The organism is Crinalium epipsammum PCC 9333 (assembly GCF_000317495.1).
GTDB lineage: Bacteria > Cyanobacteriota > Cyanobacteriia > Cyanobacteriales > PCC-9333 > Crinalium > Crinalium epipsammum.
On sequence record NC_019753.1, the window covers coordinates 915,869 to 941,951 of the forward strand.

Consider the following 26,083-nt stretch of genomic DNA (forward strand, 5'->3'; position numbering starts at 1 on the left):
TACATTAATTATCAATGACCACGAATGAATAGCTTTTATTTTTACCCAACTACTTACCCATGCTATCCCAAGTTTCAGTAGTTATCCCCATCTACAATGGAGAGGCAGATTTACTAGAGTTAATAAACTGCCTCAATAAACAAACTTATATATGATCTTAAAATTCCTTTAAAATAACTAATGCTTGCTCCCTCGGATTTATCTTCCTCTCAAACTATTGATCGTCATCCCCTGACAGTTCCCCCTGAAACTTTAGTCTCTGAAGTTGTGACGCTGATGAGCAAAGCACGCGCAAGCTGCGTGCTAGTTACTCAACAGCAAAAGTTAGTGGGTATTTTCACAGAACGCGATGTAGTCAAAATCACCGCCGCAGGTAAAGCATTAGCAGATGTTGAGATTGCTGCTGTGATGACTAAGCAATTAATCACGCTTCCAGAATCCGCTGCCAACAATGCTTTGAGCGTGGTTTCTATGCTACGCCAGCATCGCATACGTCATCTACCAGTAGTTAACGAACTTCAAGAACTAATTGGTATTGCTACACCTCAAAGTATTCGTGACATTCTGCAACCTGCGGATTTATTAAAATTAAGATTAGTAGCCGATGTAATGACAAATGAGGTAGTTAAAGCTTCCATTACTGCCTCAGTATTTGATTTAGCCCAATTAATGGCTACACATCAAGTTAGCTGTGTTGTGATTGTCAATGATGACACTCAGCAGAATTTCATACCGCTTGGAATTGTTACAGAACGCGATATTGTGCAACTGCAAGCAATAGGTGTGGACTTCACTTCTGTTACAGCAGAAACAGTAATGAGTACTCCCTTATTACCAACAAAAAAGAGTGAAACTCTTTGGTTTGCAAATCAACAAATGACACGATACCGCATCCGGCGATTAGTTGTTGTTGGAGATGATGGGCAACTGGCAGGAATTGTGACACAAAGTAGCTTGCTGCAAATCTTTGACCCCTTAGAAATGTTGGAATCGCTAAATGCGTTACAGCAATTGGTGGAAGAAAGGACAAGCGAGTTGCAAATTGTTAATGAGAAACTACATAGTGAAGTTATCCAACGCCAACAGGCACAAATTGCACTCCAACATCAGATGTCTTCTGAACGACTGATGGGAGCGATCGCCACTCGTATCCGTCAATCTTTAAACTTAGAGGAGATTCTTAATACAACTGTCCACGAAGTACGGCAATTTTTAGGATGTGACAGAGTTTTACTGTATCAGATTTTGCCTAATGGTACTGGCATGGTTGTTACTGAGGCAGTAAATTCAGGTTGGAAGCCAATTTTAGGACAAGTTTTTTCGCCAGAAGTATTTCCCGAAGAGTATCATCAACAATACGTTCAAGGGAGGATTAGTGCGACCGCAGATGTAGAAAATGATGAAGTCCTACCTTGCTTAATTGAATTTCTCCAAAACTTGCAAGTAAAGGCAAAGCTAGTAGTTCCGATTATAAAAGAAGAACAACTTTGGGGATTGCTGATTGCTCATCACTGTAGCGAAACTAGAGAATGGCAGCAATTAGAAATTGATTTATTAGAACAACTAGGTACACATATTGCGATCGCATTAAAACAATCTCAACTTTATCAGCAAGTTCAAACCGAATTAATTGAGCGTCAACGCGCAGAAGAAAAACTTAAACAATTAGCAATACTACTACAACAGGCTAATGACGAACTAGAGCTTAGGGTAGATCAACGTACAACCGAATTACAGCATACTTTAGCACAATTGCAAACAGAGATTTCCGAGCGTAAACGAGCAGAAGCAGAACTTGCCAAAGCTTTAGAAAAAGAGAAAGAACTAAGTACACTCAAATCTCGCTTTGTCACCATTGCCTCCCATGAATTCCGTACACCCCTAGCAATAATTCTTGTTGCTAGCGAATTACTAAAAAATTATGGTCATAAATTTGACGAAAATAAAAAAAATAAACAATTTAATAAAATAAAAACTGCGGTTCAACAAACTACTAACTTACTAGATGAACTACTCTTAATTAGTAAAACAGCATCAGGGCGAATTGAATTTAACCCTCAACCTCTTAATATCGAGGAGTTTTGTCGTGATATTTTGGAAGAAACAGAACTGATTCAAGGACTAAAGCATACCTTTAGATTTGATTGCCAGGGAGAATGCGTCAACGTAGAAATAGATGAAAAACTTCTCCGGCAAATGCTGACAAATTTACTATCTAATGCCGTTAAATACTCTCCTAATGGTGGCAATATTCATTTTCATCTAGCTTGTGAAGATCAACAGGTAACTTTTCAAATTCAAGATCAAGGAATTGGTATCCCAGTTACAGACAGAGAAAGATTATTTGAAATATTCCATCGTGGTAGTAATATCGGTGATATCCCTGGAACGGGACTAGGTAATACAATTATTAAGAATGCTGTAGAAGCACATGGCGGAATGATTACAATTGAAAGTGAAGTAGATGTGGGGACAACCTTCACTGTTTCTCTTCCTACCAGTCAAGTTCGCGGTGAAATTAGTTGTAACAGTCCAGTCGAGCCGCACAATGATTAATATAGCAAAACTGAAGTTTTTAACAGTCTTTCTCAGTAATGAATGCTTAATAACTTCATTTCAGGAATTAACCAATTATTCTCTGAAGTATTTAGTAATAAGTTAAGGGGTAATCATGGCTGAACTAACTTTAACATGGACAGAACAACATCAGCACAAAAGTCAAACCATTGTTGCTCAACAGCCAAGTAAAAATCCTGGCACTGTGCGTATTGGTCGTGATCCAGCCCGTTGCGACATAATCTTAACTGATCCGACTGTATCTGGGTTACATATAGAAATATTTTTTAATTCTCAGCAACAAAACTTTTACTTGCGTAACCTACGCTCAACTAATCCAGCAGTGGTAGATGGTAAAGTTATTGTTACTGGCGAGGTGTCTTTAAGGCAAGGTAGTACTATTTATTTAGGACAAATAGCACTCTTCATTACAGCAATTAATTCTGCTGACCTTGGAGTTCCAGCAACAATTGTAATTCCGCAACAGCCACAACCTGCAAAGAGTATTAATCAGCCCAAGATTCCAATTACTCAAGATTATGGTTTACGCTGTCCAAACTCTAAATGTAGTAAAACTTCACCTTATATACGGTTGGAATTAGGATGCCCTTGGTGCGGTACATCTTTAGCTGCGGCGGCAAGTGTTTTAATTAGCAAGTAGCAATTAACAATTATTAATAAAAAAAGACTTTTTACAATAATCAGTTATACCATCTGTATAGCCATAGGATAGCTGCTTTTTACATCTGTGGTTAATTATCTAAAACTTGACTTATGCGACAGGTCTAAGAATTAATTATCAATGACCCATGATCAATAACGTTTTATGCAAATAACTTTGAGTTGGGAAGAACCAACGACAGGAGAAAGGCGATCGCCAAATCTAAATATCCCTGTTGCGTTGGGACGAGAATTTGCTCATATGCCCTCAGAATTCGGTGATCGTCGCGCCGCGCGGGTGGTTCTCAATAGTCTTGAAGTTTCTCGCTTCCATACCTTGATTGACCTAGAACAAGGTGCGGTGGTGGTATTTGACCAAAACAGCAGCAACGGTACGTTTGTTAATGGTCAACGCCAAATGCGGAGTAATTTAAGCAATGGTGACACACTCCAAATTGGCCCTTACCAAATCACAGTAACTTTTGCCGCACTTCCGACGCAACAATTACCTGTATCTGGTAATTCGCAAATTTTCTTTAACCCAGACACAAATATACCAGACCCCAGACTTAATCAACCTGCACCTCAACCAGTACCAACAGGAAGTAGTTTTCCACCATCAGCTTTTCAAGCATTACAAGTCTCTGTGCAAGACTTACACGCTACAGGTTTACCAGTAGATGAAATTGACTATGCCACAGTTGGCGCTGGGTTAGGTAGTTTTGTATGGGTAGATTTGTTGCGAATTTATGGAGTAAAGTCTCAACAAATAGCAGCTTTAGGAATGGAAGAACAGCCTTATGCGCGTTACAAAAGACTTTGCTTAAATTCTCAAATACCTTTGCAGGAAAGGTTGCGGTCAAACTCTGATTCTTGCCCTGATAATATTTGGGGATGGCCTAGTTATGCTTTGCGGGAAGTTTGGCACGATTTCTCTAAGGGACAAGTCAACAGTAAAACATTTAAATATTTGTGGCAGGTATTTTCTGAACCTACGTTTGCTGATACTTACACACCGCGTGCGGGAAATGTATTTGACTCAATTGATCGAGAGACAGCAAGGATCGGTTGGCAGCAAATGTTTCGTTATGCTAGGGTGCGGGCAATTCGTCAAACCGCAGATGGACGGTATGCGATCGCATATTCCCGTGAAGGCCCTCACAACTATGCTTTTTTGATTGCCCGTAACGTACACTTAGCAACAGGATATCCCGCAATTCAATTCCTCCCAGATTTGCAAGCTTATCGGGAACAAACTCAAGATTTTCTATCAGTAGTTAATGCTTATGAAGACCATCATCACGTATATGAACATTTAGAACGTCATGGCGGGACTGTATTAATTCGTGGTCGGGGAATTGTTGCTTCAAGAATTGTGCAGCGTATTTATGAAGCACGACAACACAACCAGAATATTGCATTGTTGCATTTAATGCGATCGCCTAAACCCCAAGGAAACAAATTTGGCAAATCTCAACGGCTAGTTGAAAATCACTATGAATTTCAACCGTTTAACTGGCCAAAAGCTACCTGGGGTGGTGAACTTAAGGCAGTTTTAGAAAAAGCCGATCCACAAAAAAGACCAAACTTATTAACAGACTGGGGTGGAACTACTACCGCAGATAGAGGAGATTGGAAAAAAATTGTTCAAGCAGGAATTAATCAAGGTTGGTATCAAATTAATTTTGGTGAAGTAGAAAAAGTAGAGCGCGATCCTAATAATAGTTCTACAGTTACTTATATTCAAGAAAAAGGCATGAAAGGACAAATGCGCCTAGAAGCTGACTTTATTATTGATGCTACAGGTCTTGATGCCAAAGTTAAAACTAACCCTTTACTTGATGATTTAGTAACGCACTACAACTTACCCTTAAATCACTTAGGACGTTTAGTAGTTTCTGATGAATTTGAATTAGTAGAAATGCGTAATCAAAAAGGCAGAATGTATGCTGCTGGTGCAACTACATTAGGAAATTATTACGCGCCAGTTGATAGCTTTTTGGGGTTACAGTATGCAGCCTTGCGTTCAGTTGATAGTTTAGCCTCAGCAAAGTCACCAGGACTACATCGGTTAAATGCCGTGAGTTCCTTTGGGCAATGGCTGAAATGGGTAGCTAATCAATCTCCCTCCTAAAAATCCCTAAGTTTTGTATTTATATTTATAGGAACAATTGTTAAGAAGAGAGCATCTATAAAACTAGGGCGCTTATGCTCAAAAATATCCTATAGCAGCAGAGGCGATCGCACGATGAAAGGACAAAAATATTGGATACTTATTCCAAGTATCATAGCTCTAATTTTCAGTAGCACTGGTGCTGCTTTGAGTGGTTCAGTGATCGCACTCAATCCAGGATTCAAAGAAGATCCCATGACTTTTAGTGGCAAATCTGGTGGAACAAAGCAAACACCGGACTGCGGGAAAGTTGCAGCTACGCCCAACCATCAAATCAAAATGACTCAGGATTTTCAATATCTGCGCTTTAGCCTACAAAGTTCTGGTAATCCGACTTTGTTAATTCAGGAACCAGGAGGCAAGCGAACCTGTTTATCAGCAGACAGTTTCTCTGAAGGTAATATTGAGTCACCTGGTTATTGGAAGCAAGGGCTGTACTCGATTTATGTAGGCGATCGCGCTGGGAAAGCTAATCAGTACACCCTATCTCTTACTCAGAAAAATAACTAATTAGGTTTTAATTGAACCAAATCAACTTTAAAATTTGATTGATTTTCATCGTTGATTGCGTACCATCACCAAATAGCTATATTTGGCGACACTGACTTGAGTCGGCTCAATTATCTGCGTTAATTTGCCTTTAAGTAGAACAACCTTAATTTTCTAATTGAGATACTTGCACTTCTACGGCTTCCACATCAATCGTGCCAGGAAGTGTCAGGCGTTCAAAATGATCTTTCTCGGCTTTGAGAGTTTCTCCACAGCTAGGACAGTCAAATTGCGTGCGATTAAAGCCAGTGAATTCATAGCTACACACAGGGCATTGGCTAATAACAACGTTACGCTGTAACCACCAGCGAAAAGCCAAAAACCCGATTACTGGCGCGATCACAATTAGCGCCAACAAAATTACGAAAGACTTAACCAGCCAGCCTAGTCCGATCATTCCGAGTAGCCAAATTCCTGCCACGATGAAGAGCCAAGATTTAATGCCCGAAAGGTTAAGCTGAAATATTGGGGAGCTATTCTGGTTCATAACGATTTCCTATAAATTAGTATTTAATCAACAATTTAAGTTTAGTCCAGATTCCAATATTTTAAGAGCGATCGCTAATTAATAAAATTAACGCCTGCGGTTAATATTAGCAGCACCGTAGTACTACTGAAAAACTCGCAGGCGTAATCACAACAAAAGAATTTAGATTTTAAAACAAACCTAAAGTCAGAGAAGTATCAATTGGGAAGGTAGCACCAATACCGAGCCAGATGGTGATGAAAGTACCCAATAAGAATACAGTCGTAGCAACTGGACGACGGAAGGGATTTTGGAACTTATTGACGTTCTCAATAAAAGGAATGAGCATTAGTGCAAGGGGAACTGATGCCATAGCAGCAATACCCATTAATTTATTGGGTAGAATCCGCAGGATTTGGAAAACAGGCCACAAATACCATTCAGGTAGAATTTCTAAGGGAGTAGCAAAGGGATTTGCTGGTTCGCCAATCATTGCTGGGTCAAGCACAGCTAGGGCAACACAGCCACCAATTGTACCTAAAATTACTACTGGGAAGATGTAGAGCAAATCATTAGGCCAAGCGGGTTCGCCATAGTAGTTATGACCCATTCCCTTAGCTAGCTTGGCACGTAATACAGGATCGCTCAGATCCGGCTTTTTAAGAGTTGACATGGTTGAGGTTGTCTCCTTAATCAAATAAGATCAGCAGCGTGCATTTCTAGTTGCGATCGCCAACAATTACAATGGACCAGAAATCCCTTGCTTACGAATCATCAAGAAGTGTAGCAGCATGAACACAGCAATCAGCCAAGGCAATACAAAGGTATGCAGGCTGTAGAAGCGGGTAAGAGTTGATTGACCAACGCTTTCACTACCACGAATAAGTTCAACGATCAAAGAACCAACAACAGGAATAGCTTCTGGTACACCAGAAACAATCTTGACAGCCCAGTAACCGACTTGATCCCAAGGTAGTGAGTAGCCAGTCACACCGAAAGAAACGGTAATAACTGCCAATACCACACCAGTTACCCAAGTCAACTCACGAGGCTTCTTGAAGCCGCCAGTGAGGTAAACTCGGAAAATATGCAAAATCATCATCAGCACCATCATGCTGGCAGACCAGCGATGAATGGAGCGAATCAGCCAACCGAAGTTTACTTCATTCATTAAGTACTGAATGGAATTAAAAGCATCCGTGACTGTTGGCTTGTAGTAAAACGTCATGGCGAATCCAGTAGCAAACTGGATTAAAAAACATACCAGGGTAATCCCGCCCAGGCAGTAGAAGATATTAACGTGAGGAGGTACATACTTACTGGTTACGTCGTCTGCCATCGCTTGAATTTCCAAGCGTTCCTCAAACCAGTCGTAAACGTTCGCCATAAAGCCAGAGTTCCTAAAATATTAACTAGACATTCTCACCTTGACTCAGTGAGATTCTTGCTTTACAGGGAGTCCAAAGACTTTGCCCTCTACAAGCATCGACCGTGTGACCCACGCCGTTGAGCAGCTACATTAAGTTTGCTCTCCGCCTTGTTACTTAATTTTATACTTTTCTCAGCTTAACTACAGAGGTTCCCTACACTAATAAACGACTTTATGTTTACTCAGGGGCGATTGCTCATAGGTCATTGCTAATAGGTCATTATTAATTGGTAATTGCTAATTGTTAATTGTTAATTGATTTTGTGATGCACAAACGAGGTTTTTGGGTTGGTTTGTTCTTGACCTTACAGATTATCTTAGCGTTTTGCTGGTGGACACCCCCAGCCGAGGCTTTGACGGAAAATCAGCAACTTGTGATGCAGTCGTGGCGAATTGTCAATAATGCTTATGTCGATGGCAGTTTTAACCATCAAAACTGGTGGTCAATCCGCGAAAAAGCTATGAAACAAAGGCTGGAAAGCAAGGAAGCCACATACACGGCTATTGCAAAAATGCTGGAAACTCTTGATGATCCGTTTACACGGTTTTTAAGACCTGACCAGTATCGTAGTTTACAAGTGACTACATCGGGTGAGTTAAGCGGTGTTGGCTTACAAATTGCTATGGATGCTGAAACTGGAGAGTTAGAGGTTGTCACACCGATTACAGGTTCTCCAGCAGCAACGGCGGGTATTCAACCGCGCGATCGCATTTTGATGATTGACGGAATGCCTACAAAACAAATTACCTTGGATGATGCAGCAGCCAGGATGCGGGGAGTTGCGGGAACTTCAGTTACATTGACAATCCAACACCAGGGAGAAACACCTCAAGAAATAGACTTAGTGCGATCGCGCATTACCCTAAATCCGGTTTACGCTGAATTACGCAATCAACCAGATACTATTCCCGTTGGTTACATTCGCCTCAGCCAATTTAGTGCAAACGCGCCAACAGAAGTAGCCCAAGCTATCAAACGTCTGGAACAACAAGGCGCACAAGGCTATATTCTCGATTTAAGAAATAATCCTGGTGGTTTATTACAAGCAGGAATTGAGATTGCTCAGTATTGGTTAGACGAAGGCACAATAGTCTACACAGTTAATCGACAAGGTATTATAGGCAGTTTTGAAGCGGACGGCGTTGCCTTAACAAATGACCCATTAATTCTCTTAGTTAACCAAGGAACTGCCAGCGCCAGCGAGATTTTAGCAGGTGCATTGCAAGATAATGGCAGAGCGAAATTGGTAGGCGAAAAAACTTTTGGTAAAGGCTTAATTCAGTCATTATTTGACCTACCCGATGGTTCAGGTATAGCTGTAACTGTCGCTAAGTACGAGACACCAAACCATCACGATATTAATAAATTGGGTATTACACCAGATCAGTTAGTGTCCATCAACCCAATCACACTTGATCAGGTCGGTACGAGTTTAGATCAGCAATATCAGCAGGCGTTAGAGTTGTTGACTCAGCCAATTCTCGCCGCCGATGCCTCCTGAGTAGGGGAGGCAGAGGAGCAGGGGGGCAGAGGAGCAGAGGGGCAGAGGGGCAGAGGGGCAGAGCTTCCACGAGTGTAGTGCGGGCATCTTGCCCGCGTAATGTTTTGCGTAATGGCAAGTGTTGGGTTTCGTTCCTCAACCCAACCTACTTAATTCTCGACATAATTTTTTTACAGCAAGGCGGGAGAGTGCCGCAAAGCATCCAAATCTAACTCAGATAAACCTTGGTAAGCTTGATCAATAGTTGCTTTACCACGTAAAAAGCCAGTACTTGCACCAGGACAGATATAATTCAGAGTTGCGGGTGTAAAACGAGCAAGCAGTGATTCAATACTCTTGATTTGTCTCAACCAGTGAAAAGTTTTTGACGTGCGTAGAGGCGCAGGTTCTCCTTGCTTATTCGGTAAGATATGCCGCCCAGAAAACAATACACCGCCATGTCTGCTGTAATACAGGCAAGAGGAACCAGGAGAGTGACCAGGTGTCCAGATAATGCTAGTATCAGGGCTAAGGGTTAACTCTTGGTGAAAAGGTTTTACAGCAAGTTCTGGCAACAAATATGCTTCTTGTTCTTGAATAAGAATCTCGCAGTTAAAGGCTTGCATAATTTCTCGCGCTTTCCCAATTCCTCCCCGATTGGTAATAAACAACCACCGAATGCCCCCTTGCGCTTTGATAAATTGCTCGTTAGTTTCCTGCCATGCAGGGCAATCGATCAAGATATTGCCTTCTTTTTCTACAATGAAATAAGCTGTTCCTCCTAATATGTCACGATTAGGTGGAAAGGCAAAAATACCTTCTAGTACAGACCGAGGTGGCTTACTCGCTGCCTGTTGAGGTTCAGTGGCAGGACTTTCAAGTGTGTTAAAGGTGTTGTTTTCTAAGTTATGATGTTGCACTTGGCACTGTACTTAAACAATTAAGCTGACAAAACTAACAATGAAGCATGGCTAATTTCCCACTGTCAATTTTACTGAATTTGCTTTAAAAATCCTTTAGATAGATTCAACTGTTATTCATGCCTATTTGGTTGTTTTTATTATTAATCGGCGCGATCACATACTTGATAGTGCAACGCAATGTTGCCAATATCACGCGCACACCCGTATGGATTTTATGGTTGGTGTTAATGACACCACCAGGAATCTTGACTGCTTGGGCAATGATTTATGGTAATCAGACACCAATGCCACCAGGACTTGTGATTGTCCCGTTTGTGGTTTGTTCGTTATTATACTGGGTGTTGCTACATCGGGGACGTAAGGTATCTAAATCAGAAGCAATTAATCCTGCTAATCCTCAAAACTCAGAGGTAGAGGTACAACCCAAAATAGAAGTTTCTACTGATTTGTCAAGTGTACGACCAATCAATAAAACTGAAGAAGATAATCTGAGAAATTGTTTTCCTTGGTCGATCTACTATTTAGAAAATATTGAGTATCGACCGCAAGCAGTTCTTTGTAAAGGTAAGTTACGTGCTAAACCAGATGTAGCATATCAGACAATTCGGGAAAATGTTGAACAGTTGTTTGGCGATCGCTTCTTATTAATTTTCCAAGAAAGTCTGAGTGGAACACCTTTCTTTGCTTTAGTTCCCAACGCGATCGCTGATCCTAAGTCTAGAGTAAATACTGAACCTTTAAAACGACCTGGTTTAGCTTTAACGCTGCTGTTAGTTACTTTGCTTACTACAACCCTCATCGGCACAGTAGTCGCAGGTTTTTCTTTTAATTTTAAACAAGTGTTCAGCAACCCAGCGATATTATTGCAAGGATTACCTTATGCTTTAGCTTTAATGACAATTCTGGGTATCCATGAATTAGGGCATTACATGGCGGCTGTATACTACAAAATTAAAGCAACGCTGCCTTATTTTATCCCCATACCGTTCTTTTTAGGGACATTTGGGGCATTTATTCAGATGCGATCGCCAATACCCAATCGTAAAGTTTTATTTGATGTAGCGATCGCCGGACCCTTAGCTGGATTTATCATTACATTACCCTTATTATTTTGGGGTTTAACTCATTCCGAAGTTGTACCAATTTCTGCTCAATCGGGAATATTAAATTTTGAATCCTTAGATCCCAGATTTTCCTTATTGCTAACACTGTTAGGTAAATTAGCAATGGGCAGTGAATTAGCTGCCGAAACTGCAATACATTTGCATCCTGTAGCCGTAGCGGGTTACATTGGTTTGATAGTGACCGCCTTAAATTTAATGCCTGTAGGACAACTAGATGGCGGTCATATTGTTCATGCTATGTATGGGCAAAGAACAGGTGCGATCGTGGGACAGATTACTCGGCTATTAGTATTAGGATTAGCTTTTGTTCAACCTGATTTACTAATCTGGGCTATAGTTTTATTGTTTATGCCCGCAACTGATGAACCTGCCCTTAATGATGTTAGTGAATTAGACAACAAACGGGATATTTGGGGATTAGTAGCTTTAAGTATTTTAGTAATTATCTTGTTGCCAGTTCCTAAACTACTTACCGCACTATTACACATCTAAACCATCAGCTTCGAGCAATAGTTATTGGAGCAGTAATCAATGTTTAAATTAAAAATTACATTAGCCTTTTTGCTAATGACATCTGCTATCATTCAGCCAGTAAATATTGTTAATGCTACACCAAAGCCTTGTTTTCAAGGTGCGAGTGGCGGTTACGTTAGACCACGCCTTAAAGTGGGAATGAGAGGTCGCTCTATATCTAGTGTGAGACTTAATATCCGTAGCCAGCCTGGAAGCAACAAAATTCTTGGTAAACTTTCTAACAGAAATACTTTTAAAGTATTAGATGGCCCAGAGTGCCTCAATAGCCATGTGTGGTGGAAAATCCAAAAGGGTAATATCAAAGGTTGGGTAGGAGAGGCTAATCCTGCAACTTTTGATTTTTGGTTAGAACCCATTAAAAAGAAGTCCAAAGGTAAAGAATAAATTAATGTTTTAACATAGATTCCCCCTAGACTACATTTTTAAGGGCGGGGGCATTCAAAGTCCCCCTTTTTAAGGGGGATTTAGGGGGATCTCTGCCTAAGTCCTCAAAGAAAAATCCTAATCGTTAAATAGATTTTTATAGGAGTTAATATGATAGAAAAACAGGCGATTCAAGTAATAGGTGGAGGACTTGCAGGTACAGAAGCAGCTTGGCAAATTGCCCAAGCAGGAATACCAGTTGTACTGCACGAAATGCGACCTGTAAGACAAAGCCCTGCCCATCATACGGGTGAATTAGCGGAATTAGTATGCAGTAATTCATTTGGGGCGCAGTCAAGCGATCGCGCGGCGGGTTTATTACATGAAGAATTGCGTCGCCTTGGTTCAATTATTATCAGTAAAGCCGATGAACATTTTGTTCCTGCGGGGGGTGCATTAGCAGTAGATCGCGGACAATTTAGCCATGATTTAACTGAAACTTTAGCTAATCATCCTTTAATTGAATTGCGCCGAAATGTATTTCCAAAAATTCCTACTGATGGAATTGTAGTTTTAGCTTCTGGCCCTTTGACTGCCCCAGAATTAGCTGAAGACTTGCGACAATTTACTGGTATGGAATACATGAGCTTTTTTGATGCAGCCAGTCCAATTATTACCGGAGAATCTATTAATCGCGATATTGCTTTTATGGCTTCTCGTTACGACAAAGGAGAAGCAGCCTATCTGAATTGCCCCATGAATAAGGAGCAATATCTCCATTTTTTACAAGAATTGTGTAAAGCAGAACAAGCAGAATTGAAAGATTTTGAGATAGAAACAGCTAAGTTTTTTGAAGGTTGTCTGCCAATTGAAGAAATGGCGCGGCGGGGGGAAGATACCATGCGTTATGGTCCCCTCAAGCCAGTAGGATTATCAGATACCCGTACAGGTGAACGTCCTTATGCAGTGATACAGCTACGTCAAGAAGATAAAGCAGGTCAGTTATGGAATATGGTAGGATTCCAAACAAATTTGCGTTGGGGCGAACAAAAGCGGGTATTTAAGTTAATTCCAGGGTTGGAAGAAGCTGAATTTGTGCGCTTTGGAGTAATGCACCGCAATACTTTTATTAATGCACCTGAATTATTGCAACCTTCTTTACAATTTAAAAAGCGTCCGACATTATTAGCAGCAGGGCAATTAATTGGTACTGAGGGATATACAGCAGCATCGGCTGGAGGTTGGTTAGCAGGAACTAATGCTGCACGAATAGCTTTAGGTAAAGAACCTTTAGTATTACCGCCAACAACAATGATGGGGGCGTTGTTTGAGTTTATTAGTTCAGCGTCACCGAAACATTTTCAACCAATGCCGCCTAATTTTGGGATTTTACCAGAACTAGGGAAGAAAATCAAGAGTAAACCAGAACGTTATGGAGCATATCGCGATCGCTCTTTAGCTGCTCTACAATCTTGGCACACCCAACTGCGTACACCAGTAATGCTGTAGGATTTTGGTGATTAGTGATTACTAATTACTAATTGCTAATTGTTAATTGTTAATTGTTAATTGTTAATTGTCTTCAGAGGGGCATTTAGGAGTTAAAGCTTTTTTGGCAATGCGTGTAGTATAAACGCCAGCACCAATTGCGAGTAATGCTCCCACTGATTGCAAAGCTACTTTTCCTGGTGTTAACCCTTCATTGAGGAGTCGAACACCGAAAGAACCCAAATATGTATACAACGAAATTATAGGCAGCATCCCTAACCAAGAGCAAAAGCAGTACTGCCAAAAATTTACTTTTGTACAGCTAAATCCATAGTTGAGTACATTAGAGGGAACTAATGGAGAAAGTCGAGTAAGCAGCAAGATTTTCCAGCCCTGATTGCCCACTGCTTGATCGAGTTGAGCAAAACTGGGATTTTTACTAATCCACTTCTTAATCCGTTGTCGCAATACTGTTCGACCCAGAATAAAACAAGCAACTGCGCCTAAAGTATCTGCAATTGATGCCAAGACAATTCCTTTAAACAGACCAAATAAGCTGCCTGATACCAGGATAAGAAGAATATTTGGGAGACAAAAAATTGTAACAAGTAGGTACAGAATTGTGAAAGCAGGCATTGCCCACCAACCAAGCAGGGCTAGTTGATGCTTAATTTGAGTAAACCAATCTTGAAGTGGTAGCTTGCTGCCAACTACAACAATTAAAATTCCACCCAGTACCAATAGCCAAAATTTTCGACTGCGTAACCAATTTATTTTCATTATTTGATCATAAACACCAGAAAAATTGTTACTTTTTCCAATTTAAAACTTACACAAAAATGCTTGATTTAGCTGTAGTTTGTTTACCTCAATGCTGTGGGATTATCGCCAGTTGAAACCCAGTAACCTCCAGAACTATTGGAAGTAAATCTGGCTGTTTGGGTACGAGAACTGGGTAAACCGCGACCGGAATCTCCCTCAGCAACCGCCCGCCACCAAGGAGAATTCATCTCTTTTGTCGGACGAATTATCGGCTGACGATTGGTTGTCATGTATAACAATGATTGCAGAACAATGCTGTTGGTGCTGCTGGTGAAAGCCATTACTGGTTTGCCAGTTTTTTCAAAAAAGCCTTCATAATAGCCGAGTAAGGGACTATATAAGTCGAGTGTAGCCTGCCACAATTCATCCGCGTAAGCATCGTTAGGAAACAAACTACGATAGGCAAAAACGGTTGCTGTGCTAACTAGACGCATATCTGGTATGGCTTTACCATCATCTCCTAGTGCCACCCAAGGCTGATTTCCTGAAATGATAGTGTTCTGGACAACATACGGCTGGCGGTCAAGTACAGTAGTACCAGAGGCGGTAAGTGTTCCCGTGCGACGGTAACGATCTGCTTGTACTCGGCGGATAGGATCGACTAGAGCGAGCATTTTAGGATCGAAACCAAATTCCAAGCCGTAAAGGAAGAATGGATCGCTAACTGTATACTGATTATCTCGATTATTTTGAGATTTAACATCAGGTCGCGATCGCGATGTTGGTACTTCCACCCCATCAACAGATGCGGTTTGATACTGTCCACCTACGGCTGAACGTTCTACATCAAATCCCCACAACTGAAACGCACGGGCTGCATATTCTTCATAACCAAAGCGAGTTTCTGGCTTAATTAATATTTTAGTTGCTGTTGATCCGGTGGGAGATATACGCTCATTTTCATCTTTGGTGATAACAGCACTGGAAAGCTTTTTGTCCCGTACTACTCGCAAATATGACCAATCCAGCACAATGCGATCGACGGCATCAGTATATTCAGGATGACAGCTTTTTAAATTGTAAAGCGTAGCCAGCAAGCGTCCGATATCGAGAGATGACCAGCCTGTACCTTGAGCAATCGGGTTGCCGCCATAATCAACAGGATGCAATGAGCGAGTATCGTAACCTCTAGCAGGTAATTCACCAGCAAAGAGGGGGAGTTTGGCTAGAGTTGCTAATAGTAGTCGGGTACGCTGGTCAAATTCTTGCTCGGAGATGATGGCAAGCGATCGCGCCGCGTGCAATGCTGCTAAATAATCTCCTATTCCCCAAGGAGTTACTGCTTTAAAGCCGTTGCGATCGGCTACCAGTCCTGTATTAGATTGATAGTTCGCCTCAAAGTAGTTCCAAGCCGCCTCAGCATAGCGTCGTTCTTGTACCTTTAGGGGTACAGCTAATTTTGGACATGATGACCCTTGGGAACTATCAACTGGCGGAATAGGTTTAACTATCACAGCCGCAGTTTGTGAGTTTGTCGCTGTTTGCGTTGGAGGTGCTATAGGTGGCGGGGTCGCCGTCGCTGTTTGCGTGGGAGGTGCTACAGGCGGTGGGGTCGCCGTCGCTGTTTGCGTGGGAGGTGCTACAGGCGGTGGGGTCGCTGTCGCTGTATTAGTGTTGGAATTTGAGCCAGTAGGAGGTGATGTTCCTGCAACTAAAGAATTTCCTGTAGGTGGTGCTGGTGCAAAACTCACAACATCCGACTGAATTAGCGGGCGATTTCCTCTCGCCTTAAAGTACAGAATTTCTAAAATCAACCCATTGGTATTCCCAGTTAAAGATTTATTTGGTTTTTTAGTTTCCTGATAAAGTCCGGCATAAAAACCGTTCCCATCTGGACTACGTAAATCTTTTACAGCATCAAAAAGTTGTTTGGCGTATGCGTTGTCTGGATAAAGATAGTACCAGCCAAATGCTGCTTTGGTGCTAAGAGTGCGTAGTTGCGGAGTAAGCTTATTTTCATCTGTAATTACAGCCCAGTTTACTCCATTGGAGTAAACAGTGTTGTAGAGAAAATAAGGAGCTTGATCAATATTATCTTCTGATACTGCTGTTAACTCACCTGTTTCTTTAAAGTGACGGCTTTGCACTTCAAAGACACTTTTGGCATAATCCTGCAAATACCCTTTCAAACCAAATTCGATGCCATCTAGAATATATGACTCGCTGACAACATAGTTGTTAGCGTTAGTTTTCTGGTAGTCACGGGTATCAACTGGAATATTGAGATTGTGAATCTTGACAAATTCAAAAGGTTCGATGGCTAAAGCTTTAGTGGGTTTGAAGCCCCAAAGTTCATAGCCACGCGCCGCATATTCCTCGTAACCCAATCGCCCTTCTTGTACCAGCAATGTCTTATCGTCGGGTAAAACTAGGGCTCCGTAAAGTTGTGCGTCTTTTACAGAGCGATCTAATTTCCACTTAGAGATAATTCCTTTCATCCAATCTGAGTATTGAGGATGACAGGTACGGATGATATGAAACGCCGCTAACATCCTCCCAATGTCCAAAGCTGACCAACCAATACCGCGTGGCTTAGGTTGGTTACCATAATCAGTCATTTCTGCTGTAGCGGCGTTGTAGACTTTATTCGGCAACGTATCCTCAAACAGCTTTAGGCTATTCAGAGTTGTTAAAAACTTGTTGACGCGGTTATCAAATTCTTTCTGGTCGATGATATTCATCCAACGGACAGCATTAAGCGCCATTAGGTAATTTGCCATATCCCACAAAGTTCCAGAAGGATAGCCCCCAGTTGAGTTGACAAATCCTGTAGCGGGTTGGTAATTTGCCACAAAATACTGCCAAGCGGTACGTGCATAAGTCTGCTCTTCTGCGGTCAAGGGCGTAACTATTTCTGCACAACTTGATGGCGTTGCAGTTGGAGTTTGGGCTAATGAGCGTTCTGCTACAAAACTAGATGGCAAAAACTGCAAAATAGTCCCTGTAAGGAACAAAGCGATCAACCTTGATGATTTGTGGCTCATGGAGCTATGCTACGTTGAAGGAACTTCTATTTCTAAGATAAAAGATAGAGAAATCTTAGGGCGTAGTCATACAATTACAGCCATAATTTTGAATAAGATGCACAGACGCGGAAAATGTTCCTGTGTCTGCTGATCAAACGTAAAATTCATAGGAAAGCTTTATGGGTCGCCGCAGTAATTCCAAAAAACACGCAAATACTCCTAGCAACGATATATCGGAAGCGGAAGCCCCCAAAACAGAACTTGCCGTAGCTAAGGCGACAGAAGAAATTGCTGATGTGATGTCGCCAGAAAACATCGTAGTAGACGAACCACCACCCCAGCCTGATTATCCCCACTATCGGGTTCAACCTGGAAAGCCGATAGTTTTAGCTGACTTTGATCCAAACGATTGCGAAGACTACAAAAAAAAGAAGCACGTTGAAGAGGAACTTCAAAAGCAACGCGATCGCGTGGGTAAATTACAAGAACGTTTGTATGCAGAAAACAAACGCAGCTTGCTGATTGTGCTGCAAGCGATGGACACTGGCGGTAAGGATGGCACAATTAAGCACGTTTTTAGCGGCGTTAACCCCCAAGGTTGCCGAGTTTGGTCATTTAAAAAGCCCAGTGATGAAGAATCCAGTCACGACTTTCTGTGGCGCTACCACCAACGTACGCCCCAACGCGGAATGATTAATATTTTCAACCGTTCGCACTACGAAGATGTATTAATCGTGCGTGTGAAGCAGTTGGTTCCAGAATCCGTTTGGCGAGAACGCTATCACGTAATTAATAATTTCGAGCAAACGCTCACGTTAAGTAACATTACAGTAATTAAGTTTTTCTTGCATATTTCCAAAGATGAACAAAAGCGACGGTTGCAGAGTAGGTTAGATGACCCGGATAAGCGTTGGAAGTTTTCTAGTAACGATATCAAAGAACGGGAATATTGGGATGACTACCAAACAGCTTTTGAGGACGCGATTAATAACTGTTCGACTTCCTACGCGCCTTGGTATGTTGTGCCAGCAAATAATAAATGGTATCGCAATTTGGTGATTGCCCGCACGATCGCCGACACTCTCGAAGCAATGAATCCGCAATACCCAACGGCGGAAGCAGGTTTAGAAAAGATTGTGATTCCAGATTAATTTGTTTTGTCTGGCAGTTAGCTATTAGCTTTTTATGAGGTCTGTAAGAACTTATCGTAGCAATTAAAATGTAGAGACATTGTATATAACGTCTCTACATTTTTGGCAATCAAACAAATTTAATATGACAATTTAAGCAGCATTGTAACGGCTGGTTAATTTATCTAATTGTTGCACTAACAAACTCAGGAATAAACCAACGTCGGTAACTACTCCTACTGATTCTACAGAACCGCGATCGCTTAATTTAGTAACTACTGCTGGATTAATATCCACACATACCATTTTTACCCCAGATGGTGTCATATTCCCCACACCAATAGAATGCAGCATGGAAGATAACATCAAAATCATGTCTGCACCTGTAATTAAACGGGAGTAATCTTCTTGTGCTTTAATTAAATCCATCTGGGTATCTGGTAAGGGTCCATCATCCCGGATGGAACCTGCAAGGGAAAATGGTATACCAGCGTGGACGCATTCATATAATACGCCGTGAGTAATTATTCCTTGCTCTACTGCCGCCGCAATACTACCACAACGACGCACTGTGTTAATTACTTTCAAATGATGGCGGTGTCCACCTTGGACTGCAACACCTCGTTTCATATCCACACCCAAGGATGTCCCCATCATAGATTGTTCTATGTCGTGAACTGCGATCGCATTCCCACCTAATAATGCTTGCACATATCCTTCACGGATTAAATGTGATAAGTGTTCGCTACCGCCTGTATGGATCACAACGGGACCTGCTGTGACTACAACTTTACCACCGCGATCGCGTATTTGCCTTAATTCCCACGCAACTTGTTCTACTACTAACTCAACGCGGCGTTCACTGGAAACCCCCGCAGACATAAAACTAAATTCTTGGGTGTTGCGTTGTTCCCGTGACTCTGTTTTACGGACTGTGCGAATACCTAAGATATCAACTACTACATCTTCGCCAACTTCTAAATCTCGTAGCAGCTTGCATTTAGCGACTATACCATTATCGGTTTTAGTGATAGCGATCGCACCATCCATGCGCTGATTTTGCAACCGTATCCAATTACCATTAATCCTTACTTCTGTAGGATAAATAGTAGTGACATAAAAATCATCTGGTGCAACCCCATTTTGGATAACAGGTTCTAACTTCGCATCTCTTTCATCTTGGGGTAAATCAACCGCACCTAAATCAATTAACTGCGATAAAATTGCTTCCATCACCTCATGGGAAGGTGCAGAAACTTTTACATCTGCTTTAGATGTACTTTGGCGCTGTTCTCCTAAATCAAAACTTAGTACTTGGAAACTACCGCCAGCTTCCATAATTTTATCTAACGCACGGTTAATTAATCCAGAATCTAGTAGATGTCCTTCTAAGCGAATTGTACGACTTTCTACTGATACATTGGCAGTAACTTCTGTGCGTACAGGTTCAGTTACTCTCAAGGTTAAACACTTAGCTGCACCACCTGCTTTAAGAAATTCTGTTAGCTGTGTTTCTATTACTTGAAAGCCAGTATTATTTAAACGTTGCTTTAAACTATCACTAGCTTTATTCATTACCACAATATTGTCTACATTGACAGTATTGCAAGCAAAATTTACGGCATCTGTTTCATCAATTGCAATGCGTTTTGATTCTGGAACCCGCATTTCTATCAAACGATTGGAAAAAGAATCAAATGCGGGAGGATAATAGAGTAGATAACCGCCAGCAAGAGGACAAAAACAGGTATCTAAATGATAAAACCGCTCATCCATTAAGCGTAAAGATAACACCTCAATATCTAACCATTTAGCTAAATATGGGTGAGAATCTAACTCTGAACGGAAACCATAACCCGCCCATAACCAGCGCCCTTCTCTATCTAAGAGTGCATCACCAGCGCCTTCAAAGGGTAAATCTTTCGGTAATTCGTAAACTTTATATCCTTGAGATTCAAACCATTCTTTAAAAAATGGTTCTTCTCCTTGACGTTCTTTGTGAAAAAAGCGGCTCAGAACTACGTTATCACCCAATACTAAACCAGCATTAGCCGTGAATACCATATCCGGCACGCCTAGTTGGGGTTTAACTAAATCTACAATAGCGTGGTCTTTTAAAACATAGTGTAACTTTTCCCACTGTTCAACTGCGCGATCGCGCGATGATTTATGAATATTCCCTTCCATCCAGGGGTTAATTACATAATCTACGTCATAGTGGTCAGGAGCGCACATCAAGAAGCGAATCTGGGAAGCCATAAATGTTTAGGTAAAATACAACCAGCGTCTTGTTATTGAATACAGAGTTTCTAGGATCAAATTCTGTAGAAATTGTTACGGAATCTTGACGAGAAAAACATAAAGGCTGAAATTTCTCTATTTCAGCTTTTTGTAATTTAAGATACTTATTTCTATTTTATTACTTTAAAGAGCTTTTTTAACGCATTAGCCGTTAGCGCTAGGCTTCCCGTAAGGGAGGACGCAGAAGAAGAAGTTTATTTTTGGGTGGGAATTTATAGGTAAAAACTCATAAGAATTTAGGCTTCGTGTTTTTTGTGCCTTTCAGGTTATTTTATTTAAAATATTTCTCCTTGTAAATTTTGATTAATCTTTACAGCAGCAGCAAATCCCGAATTAATCGCACTTTCTATCCGATTACCTCCACACCAATCACCACAACATACTAGAGGTAAAAGCATATTAGTATCTAAGTAATCTATCTGCAAAGATTGCTTAGGGAAAGCATAGCGCCAGCGATGTATTTGTAACCATTCCGGTTTATCCAACCAAGGTATTAAATTTTTAGAGGCGTGTGATAAAAGTTGATGAGCGGCAGGTTCTAAATTATCAATATCTAAATAACTTTGGGCAAATTCTGGTGTACTTTGAATTACCAATACTGGCTGTTTTACTTCTTGGCGCTTGCTACTATCTAAACCTATCCAAGCTATTTGAGTATCGTGGGGACAAATAACCGCTTTCCAAGCTGGTGATAGTTGATCTAAATCTTGTTGTTTTGATGTGGGATAACCAACCATGACACTCAAACAAGGATCAAATTCTACTGAGCGCAAATTATTAATAAATTCTGGTGATAAACCACTTTCGGCTAATGGTTCTAATAAGCTCACAGCCTGTGGTGCAGGGATAGCGGCAACTATGGCTCTAGCATTTAATTTATCTGGTGTTTGGGTTGCTGGGCTGCTTAAGAGTAGTTGATAAGTGCTATCGCACTCATTATTCTCTACACTCAATAAATCTCTTTCCGCCTTAATTTGAATTGCTTCTACTCGCTGATTTAACCTAATATCTAAACCTGTAGCTAAAAATTTTGCTACCGCCGTCATTCCTTCAGATGCGATATAACGAGGATAATCATTTTTGGGTTGCAAAATACCATCTGCGCTTAATTCATAAACAGTATCAGTCCAAACTTGCAAAATATTACGATTAGTTAATTCATCAATTAACTGCTGCAACCGCTTACCGTAAGGTTCTAAGTAGCGCACACCATGATCGGCACGAGTATCATGTAACCTGCGTGTAGCAAAACGTCCCCCGACTCCGCGAGATTTTTCTACAACAACGACGATTAAACCTGCTTGCTGTAACTGTTGGGCGCAAATTAGTCCTGCAATACCAGCACCAATTACGACAACATCACATATCTTATTGCTTTTAGTCATTAGCTTTTTGCTGACTGTTGACGGTTGAGAGGAAGTGGATTAAAGTCCGCATAGTCACAACTTACCTACCAGTGCAAATACTAGAATAAAGAACAGCGAGAATCTATAGGACATTGGAGGCATGAAAGTTGGACGAACTAAGAACGGCGCTAGAGTTAGCCACTGAGGAAGAGTTGCAGCAACTGACGGATATCTTGTTTCAGCGCAAGTTTAACCCTCTAGATTATGTTCATACACCTGAGCCTATAGACATTCAATGCCAAGATCGTGAAACTTGGTTAAATGCGATCGAGGAGAGATTTCGCTTTCTAGCAGCAGATGGGATGACTGTGTTGCGGGGGCGTACTCGTGAAGTTACATATCGACAAGCATTGATTCAAGTTTGCCGTTATCTAAAAATTCCTTATTCTAATAAGTTTTCTACTACTGATTTAGAAGCAGAAATATTTCTGAGTTTAATGCGCCGCGCTTGGAAACAACTGCCATCATCAGAAAAGCAAGCCTTAACAGTTAGAGTACAGCGATCGCTTGCTAAAACCAATTTCTCTGAACCTTTACCCGTACACCTACAGCACGATCCAATTACTTTAATCCTCAAGGGTGGTAGCGCCTTGGCTGTAAGTTCTTTCATCAAGCCATTACTACTACAACAACTTACCCGTCAGTTTGCCCTTCACTTTGCTACCTATCAAGTAGCTAGAGAAACTATTGTTAAAGGTGGCGCGGCTGCGGCTGCCCAGCTTCAAGGCTACTTAGCAATGCAAACCGCCGGACGTGGCATGGCGGTGAGTGCTGCCCGCTATGGGGCTGCTAGGGGTGTTTTAGCTTTTATTGGTCCTGCTATGTGGGGTTGGTTTTTGGCTGATTTAGGATGGAGAGCGATCGCTACTAATTATGGTCGCATTATTCCAACCATCTATGCCTTAGCACAAATTCGGCTTACCCGTTCCGAATGCTGGGAAATCGCATGAACTGCTATTTCCAAGTTTAGCCTCCACAATTTAACATTAGGTAATCGCAAATGTTACGTTTAGCCTAATGAAATTTGATTTTTTTAACTTGATATTAAAAAAAATTCAACACCCCGAGCCAGGCTTACAGGCGTTATGGAATTTCACCCTGTTAAGCCTGTTTTTATTTCCTTTATTACCTGCTTTTGGTGCTGTTGGATTGGTAATTGTAGCATTGGTTATTTGCAAGCAACATTTAAAACATATCATTCAACGTCGGATCAATTGGGGACTAGCAATATTAGCAGGTTGGTTAGTCATTAAGGTTTGCTTTGCTTATAAACCCTTAGAAGCTTTATTAGGATTAGCTAATTTATTACCGTTTTTTTTGATATTTGCAGCTTATAGTATCCTAATTCAAACATTTGTACAGTTAAAACAAATGGCTTGGGTAATAGTTTTGCCTTCTCTACCTGTAGTAATTCTTGGTTTTGGACAACTATTCTGGGGTTGGAGTACGTTAACTCAATTACAACCTATTTTAGGGTGGGTACTTGAACCTAATGGTTCTCCTAGCGGTAGAATGGCTTCGGTATTTATGAATACTAATACCTTAGCTGCTTATTTGCAGATTGTGTTTATTTTAGGGCTAGGATTATGGCTAGAAACTTATAAAACTTTTGCCCCGCTTCGTAGCAATTGGTTACGGTTAGGGTTTTTAAGTATAAGTGTAATTGGAAGTGTGATCGCCCTAATTTTAACTAGCTGCCGCAATGGTTGGGGAATTATAATTATCAGTTGTCTAGTTTTTGCGCTTTACCAAGCATGGTATTGGTTGGTACCTATATTTACAACTATAACTGCTAGTGTGCTTGGTGCTGCTTTTGCACCTCCACCACTGCAACCAACTTTAAGAGCAATTGTACCAGCTTTTTTCTGGGAAAGGCTTACCAATCAAGACGCGATAGCTGCAAGGCGGGTAACGCTGTGGAAATTTGCTTTGTGGATGACTCAACAACGCCCGTTAACAGGTTGGGGATTACGCAGTTTTACCCCACTTTATGAAGCACAAAACCAGATTTGGCTAGGACATCCTCATAATTTATTGCTAATGTTTACTGCTGAAACTGGTATACCTGCAACATTATTATTTTTTGGCTTAGTTGCTTGGATATTAGTTCAAGGCGGGCTAATTTTAGCTAAACTTTCAGCTAATTTTATTGAAGACAAGTTAATTTTATTTACTTATCTAGTTGCTTTCGGTGGATGTACAGTATTTAATACTGTAGATGTAACTTTGTTTGATTTACGAGTAAATACTCTAGGGTGGTTACTGTTATCGGCTATTTGTGGAATAGTTTATAATTATCGTGCGATACTCCCACTAGAGCAAAAATTAAACTGATTTTAGTTTTACTTAACTAGGTTGTTATCTTCTGTTGTATTAGCTAATAGATTTGTGGTATAAGTCAAATGTTTGGATAATTAACCACAGATGCACACAGATAAACACAGATGGGATAACTGATTTTTGCCGATAGTCTAATCAATATTTGCATTAATTTGGTGCTTGGAGTACAAACACTTAAATTAATAAGTTAAATTTATTGAAGACTCTGAGGATTTAATTTAATCAAAACCCAAGTTAGATAAGTACCAATAGGACCCCAAAGCATATAAGGTATTAGTAGTAATGAAGCCTTCGGTAATATCGGTCTTACTAAAATTGCTAATATATAAACTAGCAAAGTTGCCATAGCACCTACAACTAGCCCACCCATTAAACTTTTTAGCGCCACAACTACAGGGCTATAAATAGCAGTTAAAATTCCTAATACAGCATATAAAATCATCAGTAACCAAGGTTTATTCTCCCGTGATGATTTTTCCCATACTAAAATCGCTGAAATGGTAACGCATACCCAAATAAATATCCAAATAAATGGAATTAAAAATTCAAACGTTAGCCAGTTAGGACGCGCTAAATTTTGAAACCAAGGATCTCCTAAAGAAGTCCTGAAACTACCTCCAAAAAAGATGGCGGCTGAAGTTGCTGTAATTTTCCATTTAGATTTCATAACAAATTATATTAAGTTTATTACTATCTTATCTTTACCATTAAAAATGTACCATTGCCTTTTATCTGTGTTTATCTGTGTCCATCTGTGGTTAATTTATTAAATATTAATACTCATTTTAGCCTAAAAATACTTCCATAATCTTTTTGTAATTTTTCTGATAAAAAATACTCCTTATTATTGTTCATACATTTTTTTATGCTGTTCTAAAAGCTGTAGATACTTTGGATTAGTCTTTGCTTCCACCCACTTCAGTTTGAAAATGGCAGCAGATTCAGCTTTAATAGGATCTTCTTCATTTGGTAGAATATCCTTTCTTGCTTCAATTTGAGCTTCTTTTGTGCTAGCTTTTTGGGGATTACTTTTATATTTTTTGCCAGTTTTATGATTAGCATATCGGCGGGAGCGTGTATAGCCCATTTGGATAAACTTTCGAGCCATATCTGCACCAATAAAATCATCTTGCTCAAGGTAGCTAAGAAATAATTCATAGATTTTTTCACTAGACTGCCTAGCAATATCAGGAGTTTTGAAACGCCAGTAAGGTAATATTTCTGATTTATAGGGTTCTACTAAAAGCACTCCCTGTTCTCCTTTACCAATGCGATAAAGTTCAGGATGTTCACGAAAATTAATTATTTTAAAATCTAACGAGTAATCGAATGCCATGTTAATATTTATTTATCAGCAGTTAACCTTTATCTC

At 40.6% G+C, this 26,083-nt stretch carries 21 protein-coding genes; 11 read left to right on the forward strand and 10 right to left on the reverse strand.

Annotated elements, in window-relative coordinates:
* Positions 1–180: 180 nt before the first annotated feature.
* The 4 genes from CRI9333_RS24705 to CRI9333_RS03915 all read left to right on the forward strand — a co-directional run bounded on the left by CRI9333_RS24705 (position 181) and on the right by CRI9333_RS03915 (position 5,899).
* Positions 181–2,556 carry a CBS domain-containing protein gene (locus tag CRI9333_RS24705; RefSeq protein ID WP_015201854.1) on the forward strand — a complete coding sequence of 792 codons (2,376 nt, stop codon included), beginning with the start codon at positions 181–183 and terminating at the stop codon, positions 2,554–2,556.
* A gap of 115 nt (positions 2,557–2,671) precedes the next feature.
* Positions 2,672–3,217, forward strand: a complete 546-nt coding sequence (locus CRI9333_RS03905) for an FHA domain-containing protein (protein ID WP_015201855.1) — start codon at positions 2,672–2,674, stop codon at positions 3,215–3,217.
* A 165-nt stretch (positions 3,218–3,382) separates the two neighbouring features.
* A complete protein-coding gene (locus tag CRI9333_RS03910; protein ID WP_015201856.1) occupies positions 3,383–5,350 on the forward strand; it encodes an FHA domain-containing protein in 1,968 nt (655 codons plus the stop codon).
* Between the two features lie 114 nt (positions 5,351–5,464).
* Complete coding sequence (locus CRI9333_RS03915) at positions 5,465–5,899, forward strand: hypothetical protein (RefSeq protein ID WP_015201857.1); 435 nt, start codon at positions 5,465–5,467, stop codon at positions 5,897–5,899.
* A gap of 145 nt (positions 5,900–6,044) precedes the next feature.
* On the opposite strand, the gene CRI9333_RS03920 is transcribed toward CRI9333_RS03915, so the two are convergent.
* The 3 genes from CRI9333_RS03920 to petB all read right to left on the reverse strand — a co-directional run bounded on the left by CRI9333_RS03920 (position 6,045) and on the right by petB (position 7,791).
* Entirely contained in the window at positions 6,045–6,425 is a 381-nt protein-coding gene (locus CRI9333_RS03920) for a hypothetical protein (RefSeq protein ID WP_015201858.1), read from the reverse strand.
* Positions 6,426–6,594: 169 nt separating this feature from the next.
* Complete coding sequence (gene petD, locus CRI9333_RS03925; RefSeq protein WP_015201859.1) at positions 6,595–7,077, reverse strand: cytochrome b6-f complex subunit IV; 483 nt, start codon at positions 7,075–7,077, stop codon at positions 6,595–6,597.
* A gap of 66 nt (positions 7,078–7,143) precedes the next feature.
* Complete coding sequence (gene petB, locus CRI9333_RS03930; RefSeq protein WP_015201860.1) at positions 7,144–7,791, reverse strand: cytochrome b6; 648 nt, start codon at positions 7,789–7,791, stop codon at positions 7,144–7,146.
* A 308-nt stretch (positions 7,792–8,099) separates the two neighbouring features.
* Between petB and ctpA the strand changes: the two genes are divergently transcribed.
* Positions 8,100–9,335 (forward strand): carboxyl-terminal processing protease CtpA, encoded by a 1,236-nt coding sequence (ctpA, locus tag CRI9333_RS03935; RefSeq protein WP_015201861.1) that lies wholly within the window; start codon positions 8,100–8,102, stop codon positions 9,333–9,335.
* A 170-nt stretch (positions 9,336–9,505) separates the two neighbouring features.
* Here ctpA and CRI9333_RS03940 read toward each other — a convergent pair whose 3' ends face one another.
* Positions 9,506–10,234, reverse strand: a complete 729-nt coding sequence (locus CRI9333_RS03940; RefSeq protein ID WP_015201862.1) for a hypothetical protein — start codon at positions 10,232–10,234, stop codon at positions 9,506–9,508.
* Positions 10,235–10,353: 119 nt separating this feature from the next.
* On the opposite strand from CRI9333_RS03940, the gene CRI9333_RS03945 reads away from it, so the two are divergent.
* From CRI9333_RS03945 to trmFO, 3 genes are all read left to right on the forward strand, one after another.
* The gene (locus CRI9333_RS03945; RefSeq protein ID WP_015201863.1) at positions 10,354–11,853 is read left to right on the forward strand and encodes a site-2 protease family protein; all 1,500 of its coding nucleotides are present in this window, start codon (positions 10,354–10,356) and stop codon (positions 11,851–11,853) included.
* 75 nt (positions 11,854–11,928) lie between these two features.
* The gene (locus tag CRI9333_RS03950; protein WP_198013620.1) at positions 11,929–12,279 is read left to right on the forward strand and encodes an SH3 domain-containing protein; all 351 of its coding nucleotides are present in this window, start codon (positions 11,929–11,931) and stop codon (positions 12,277–12,279) included.
* 153 nt (positions 12,280–12,432) lie between these two features.
* Complete coding sequence (gene trmFO, locus CRI9333_RS03955; protein ID WP_041226324.1) at positions 12,433–13,767, forward strand: FADH(2)-oxidizing methylenetetrahydrofolate--tRNA-(uracil(54)-C(5))-methyltransferase TrmFO; 1,335 nt, start codon at positions 12,433–12,435, stop codon at positions 13,765–13,767.
* Positions 13,768–13,830: 63 nt separating this feature from the next.
* On the opposite strand, the gene CRI9333_RS03960 is transcribed toward trmFO, so the two are convergent.
* Both CRI9333_RS03960 and CRI9333_RS03965 read right to left on the reverse strand, forming a co-directional pair.
* Positions 13,831–14,526, reverse strand: a complete 696-nt coding sequence (locus CRI9333_RS03960) for a TVP38/TMEM64 family protein (protein ID WP_015201866.1) — start codon at positions 14,524–14,526, stop codon at positions 13,831–13,833.
* Positions 14,527–14,609: 83 nt separating this feature from the next.
* The gene (locus CRI9333_RS03965) at positions 14,610–17,552 is read right to left on the reverse strand and encodes a DUF3131 domain-containing protein (RefSeq protein ID WP_015201867.1); all 2,943 of its coding nucleotides are present in this window, start codon (positions 17,550–17,552) and stop codon (positions 14,610–14,612) included.
* Positions 17,553–17,713: 161 nt separating this feature from the next.
* Between CRI9333_RS03965 and CRI9333_RS03970 the strand changes: the two genes are divergently transcribed.
* A complete protein-coding gene (locus CRI9333_RS03970; RefSeq protein ID WP_015201868.1) occupies positions 17,714–18,685 on the forward strand; it encodes a polyphosphate kinase 2 family protein in 972 nt (323 codons plus the stop codon).
* Positions 18,686–18,817: 132 nt separating this feature from the next.
* Here CRI9333_RS03970 and argZ read toward each other — a convergent pair whose 3' ends face one another.
* Positions 18,818–20,923: a bifunctional arginine dihydrolase/ornithine cyclodeaminase gene (argZ, locus tag CRI9333_RS03975; protein WP_015201869.1), complete on the reverse strand. Its 2,106-nt coding sequence runs from the start codon at positions 20,921–20,923 to the stop codon at positions 18,818–18,820.
* Positions 20,924–21,240: 317 nt separating this feature from the next.
* Positions 21,241–22,350, reverse strand: a complete 1,110-nt coding sequence (locus CRI9333_RS03980) for an NAD(P)/FAD-dependent oxidoreductase (RefSeq protein WP_015201870.1) — start codon at positions 22,348–22,350, stop codon at positions 21,241–21,243.
* A gap of 128 nt (positions 22,351–22,478) precedes the next feature.
* Between CRI9333_RS03980 and CRI9333_RS03985 the strand changes: the two genes are divergently transcribed.
* Together CRI9333_RS03985 and CRI9333_RS03990 are read left to right on the forward strand one after the other, a co-directional pair.
* Complete coding sequence (locus CRI9333_RS03985; protein ID WP_015201871.1) at positions 22,479–23,321, forward strand: YaaW family protein; 843 nt, start codon at positions 22,479–22,481, stop codon at positions 23,319–23,321.
* Between the two features lie 67 nt (positions 23,322–23,388).
* The gene (locus CRI9333_RS03990; RefSeq protein WP_015201872.1) at positions 23,389–24,705 is read left to right on the forward strand and encodes an O-antigen ligase family protein; all 1,317 of its coding nucleotides are present in this window, start codon (positions 23,389–23,391) and stop codon (positions 24,703–24,705) included.
* 199 nt (positions 24,706–24,904) lie between these two features.
* On the opposite strand, the gene CRI9333_RS03995 is transcribed toward CRI9333_RS03990, so the two are convergent.
* Positions 24,905–25,378 carry a TspO/MBR family protein gene (locus CRI9333_RS03995; RefSeq protein ID WP_015201873.1) on the reverse strand — a complete coding sequence of 158 codons (474 nt, stop codon included), beginning with the start codon at positions 25,376–25,378 and terminating at the stop codon, positions 24,905–24,907.
* 177 nt (positions 25,379–25,555) lie between these two features.
* A complete protein-coding gene (locus CRI9333_RS04000; protein ID WP_015201874.1) occupies positions 25,556–26,047 on the reverse strand; it encodes a DUF4385 domain-containing protein in 492 nt (163 codons plus the stop codon).
* Positions 26,048–26,083: the final 36 nt, after the last annotated feature.

What these genes read in the sequence shown, in the direction of transcription:
- argZ (WP_015201869.1), bottom strand. Translation starts at nt 20,923, where the DNA reads ATGGCTTCCCAGATTCGCTTCTTGATGTGCGCTCCTGACCACTATGAC.
- CRI9333_RS03965 (WP_015201867.1), bottom strand. Translation starts at nt 17,552, where the DNA reads ATGAGCCACAAATCATCAAGGTTGATCGCTTTGTTCCTTACAGGGACT.
- CRI9333_RS03905 (WP_015201855.1), top strand. Translation starts at nt 2,672, where the DNA reads ATGGCTGAACTAACTTTAACATGGACAGAACAACATCAGCACAAAAGT.
- petB (WP_015201860.1), bottom strand. Translation starts at nt 7,791, where the DNA reads ATGGCGAACGTTTACGACTGGTTTGAGGAACGCTTGGAAATTCAAGCG.
- petD (WP_015201859.1), bottom strand. Translation starts at nt 7,077, where the DNA reads ATGTCAACTCTTAAAAAGCCGGATCTGAGCGATCCTGTATTACGTGCC.
- CRI9333_RS03920 (WP_015201858.1), bottom strand. Translation starts at nt 6,425, where the DNA reads ATGAACCAGAATAGCTCCCCAATATTTCAGCTTAACCTTTCGGGCATT.
- CRI9333_RS03970 (WP_015201868.1), top strand. Translation starts at nt 17,714, where the DNA reads ATGGGTCGCCGCAGTAATTCCAAAAAACACGCAAATACTCCTAGCAAC.
- CRI9333_RS03960 (WP_015201866.1), bottom strand. Translation starts at nt 14,526, where the DNA reads ATGAAAATAAATTGGTTACGCAGTCGAAAATTTTGGCTATTGGTACTG.
- CRI9333_RS03915 (WP_015201857.1), top strand. Translation starts at nt 5,465, where the DNA reads ATGAAAGGACAAAAATATTGGATACTTATTCCAAGTATCATAGCTCTA.
- CRI9333_RS04000 (WP_015201874.1), bottom strand. Translation starts at nt 26,047, where the DNA reads ATGGCATTCGATTACTCGTTAGATTTTAAAATAATTAATTTTCGTGAA.
- CRI9333_RS03945 (WP_015201863.1), top strand. Translation starts at nt 10,354, where the DNA reads ATGCCTATTTGGTTGTTTTTATTATTAATCGGCGCGATCACATACTTG.
- CRI9333_RS03990 (WP_015201872.1), top strand. Translation starts at nt 23,389, where the DNA reads ATGAAATTTGATTTTTTTAACTTGATATTAAAAAAAATTCAACACCCC.
- CRI9333_RS03950 (WP_198013620.1), top strand. Translation starts at nt 11,929, where the DNA reads ATGACATCTGCTATCATTCAGCCAGTAAATATTGTTAATGCTACACCA.
- CRI9333_RS03995 (WP_015201873.1), bottom strand. Translation starts at nt 25,378, where the DNA reads ATGAAATCTAAATGGAAAATTACAGCAACTTCAGCCGCCATCTTTTTT.
- CRI9333_RS24705 (WP_015201854.1), top strand. Translation starts at nt 181, where the DNA reads ATGCTTGCTCCCTCGGATTTATCTTCCTCTCAAACTATTGATCGTCAT.
- CRI9333_RS03980 (WP_015201870.1), bottom strand. Translation starts at nt 22,350, where the DNA reads ATGACTAAAAGCAATAAGATATGTGATGTTGTCGTAATTGGTGCTGGT.
- ctpA (WP_015201861.1), top strand. Translation starts at nt 8,100, where the DNA reads ATGCACAAACGAGGTTTTTGGGTTGGTTTGTTCTTGACCTTACAGATT.
- CRI9333_RS03910 (WP_015201856.1), top strand. Translation starts at nt 3,383, where the DNA reads ATGCAAATAACTTTGAGTTGGGAAGAACCAACGACAGGAGAAAGGCGA.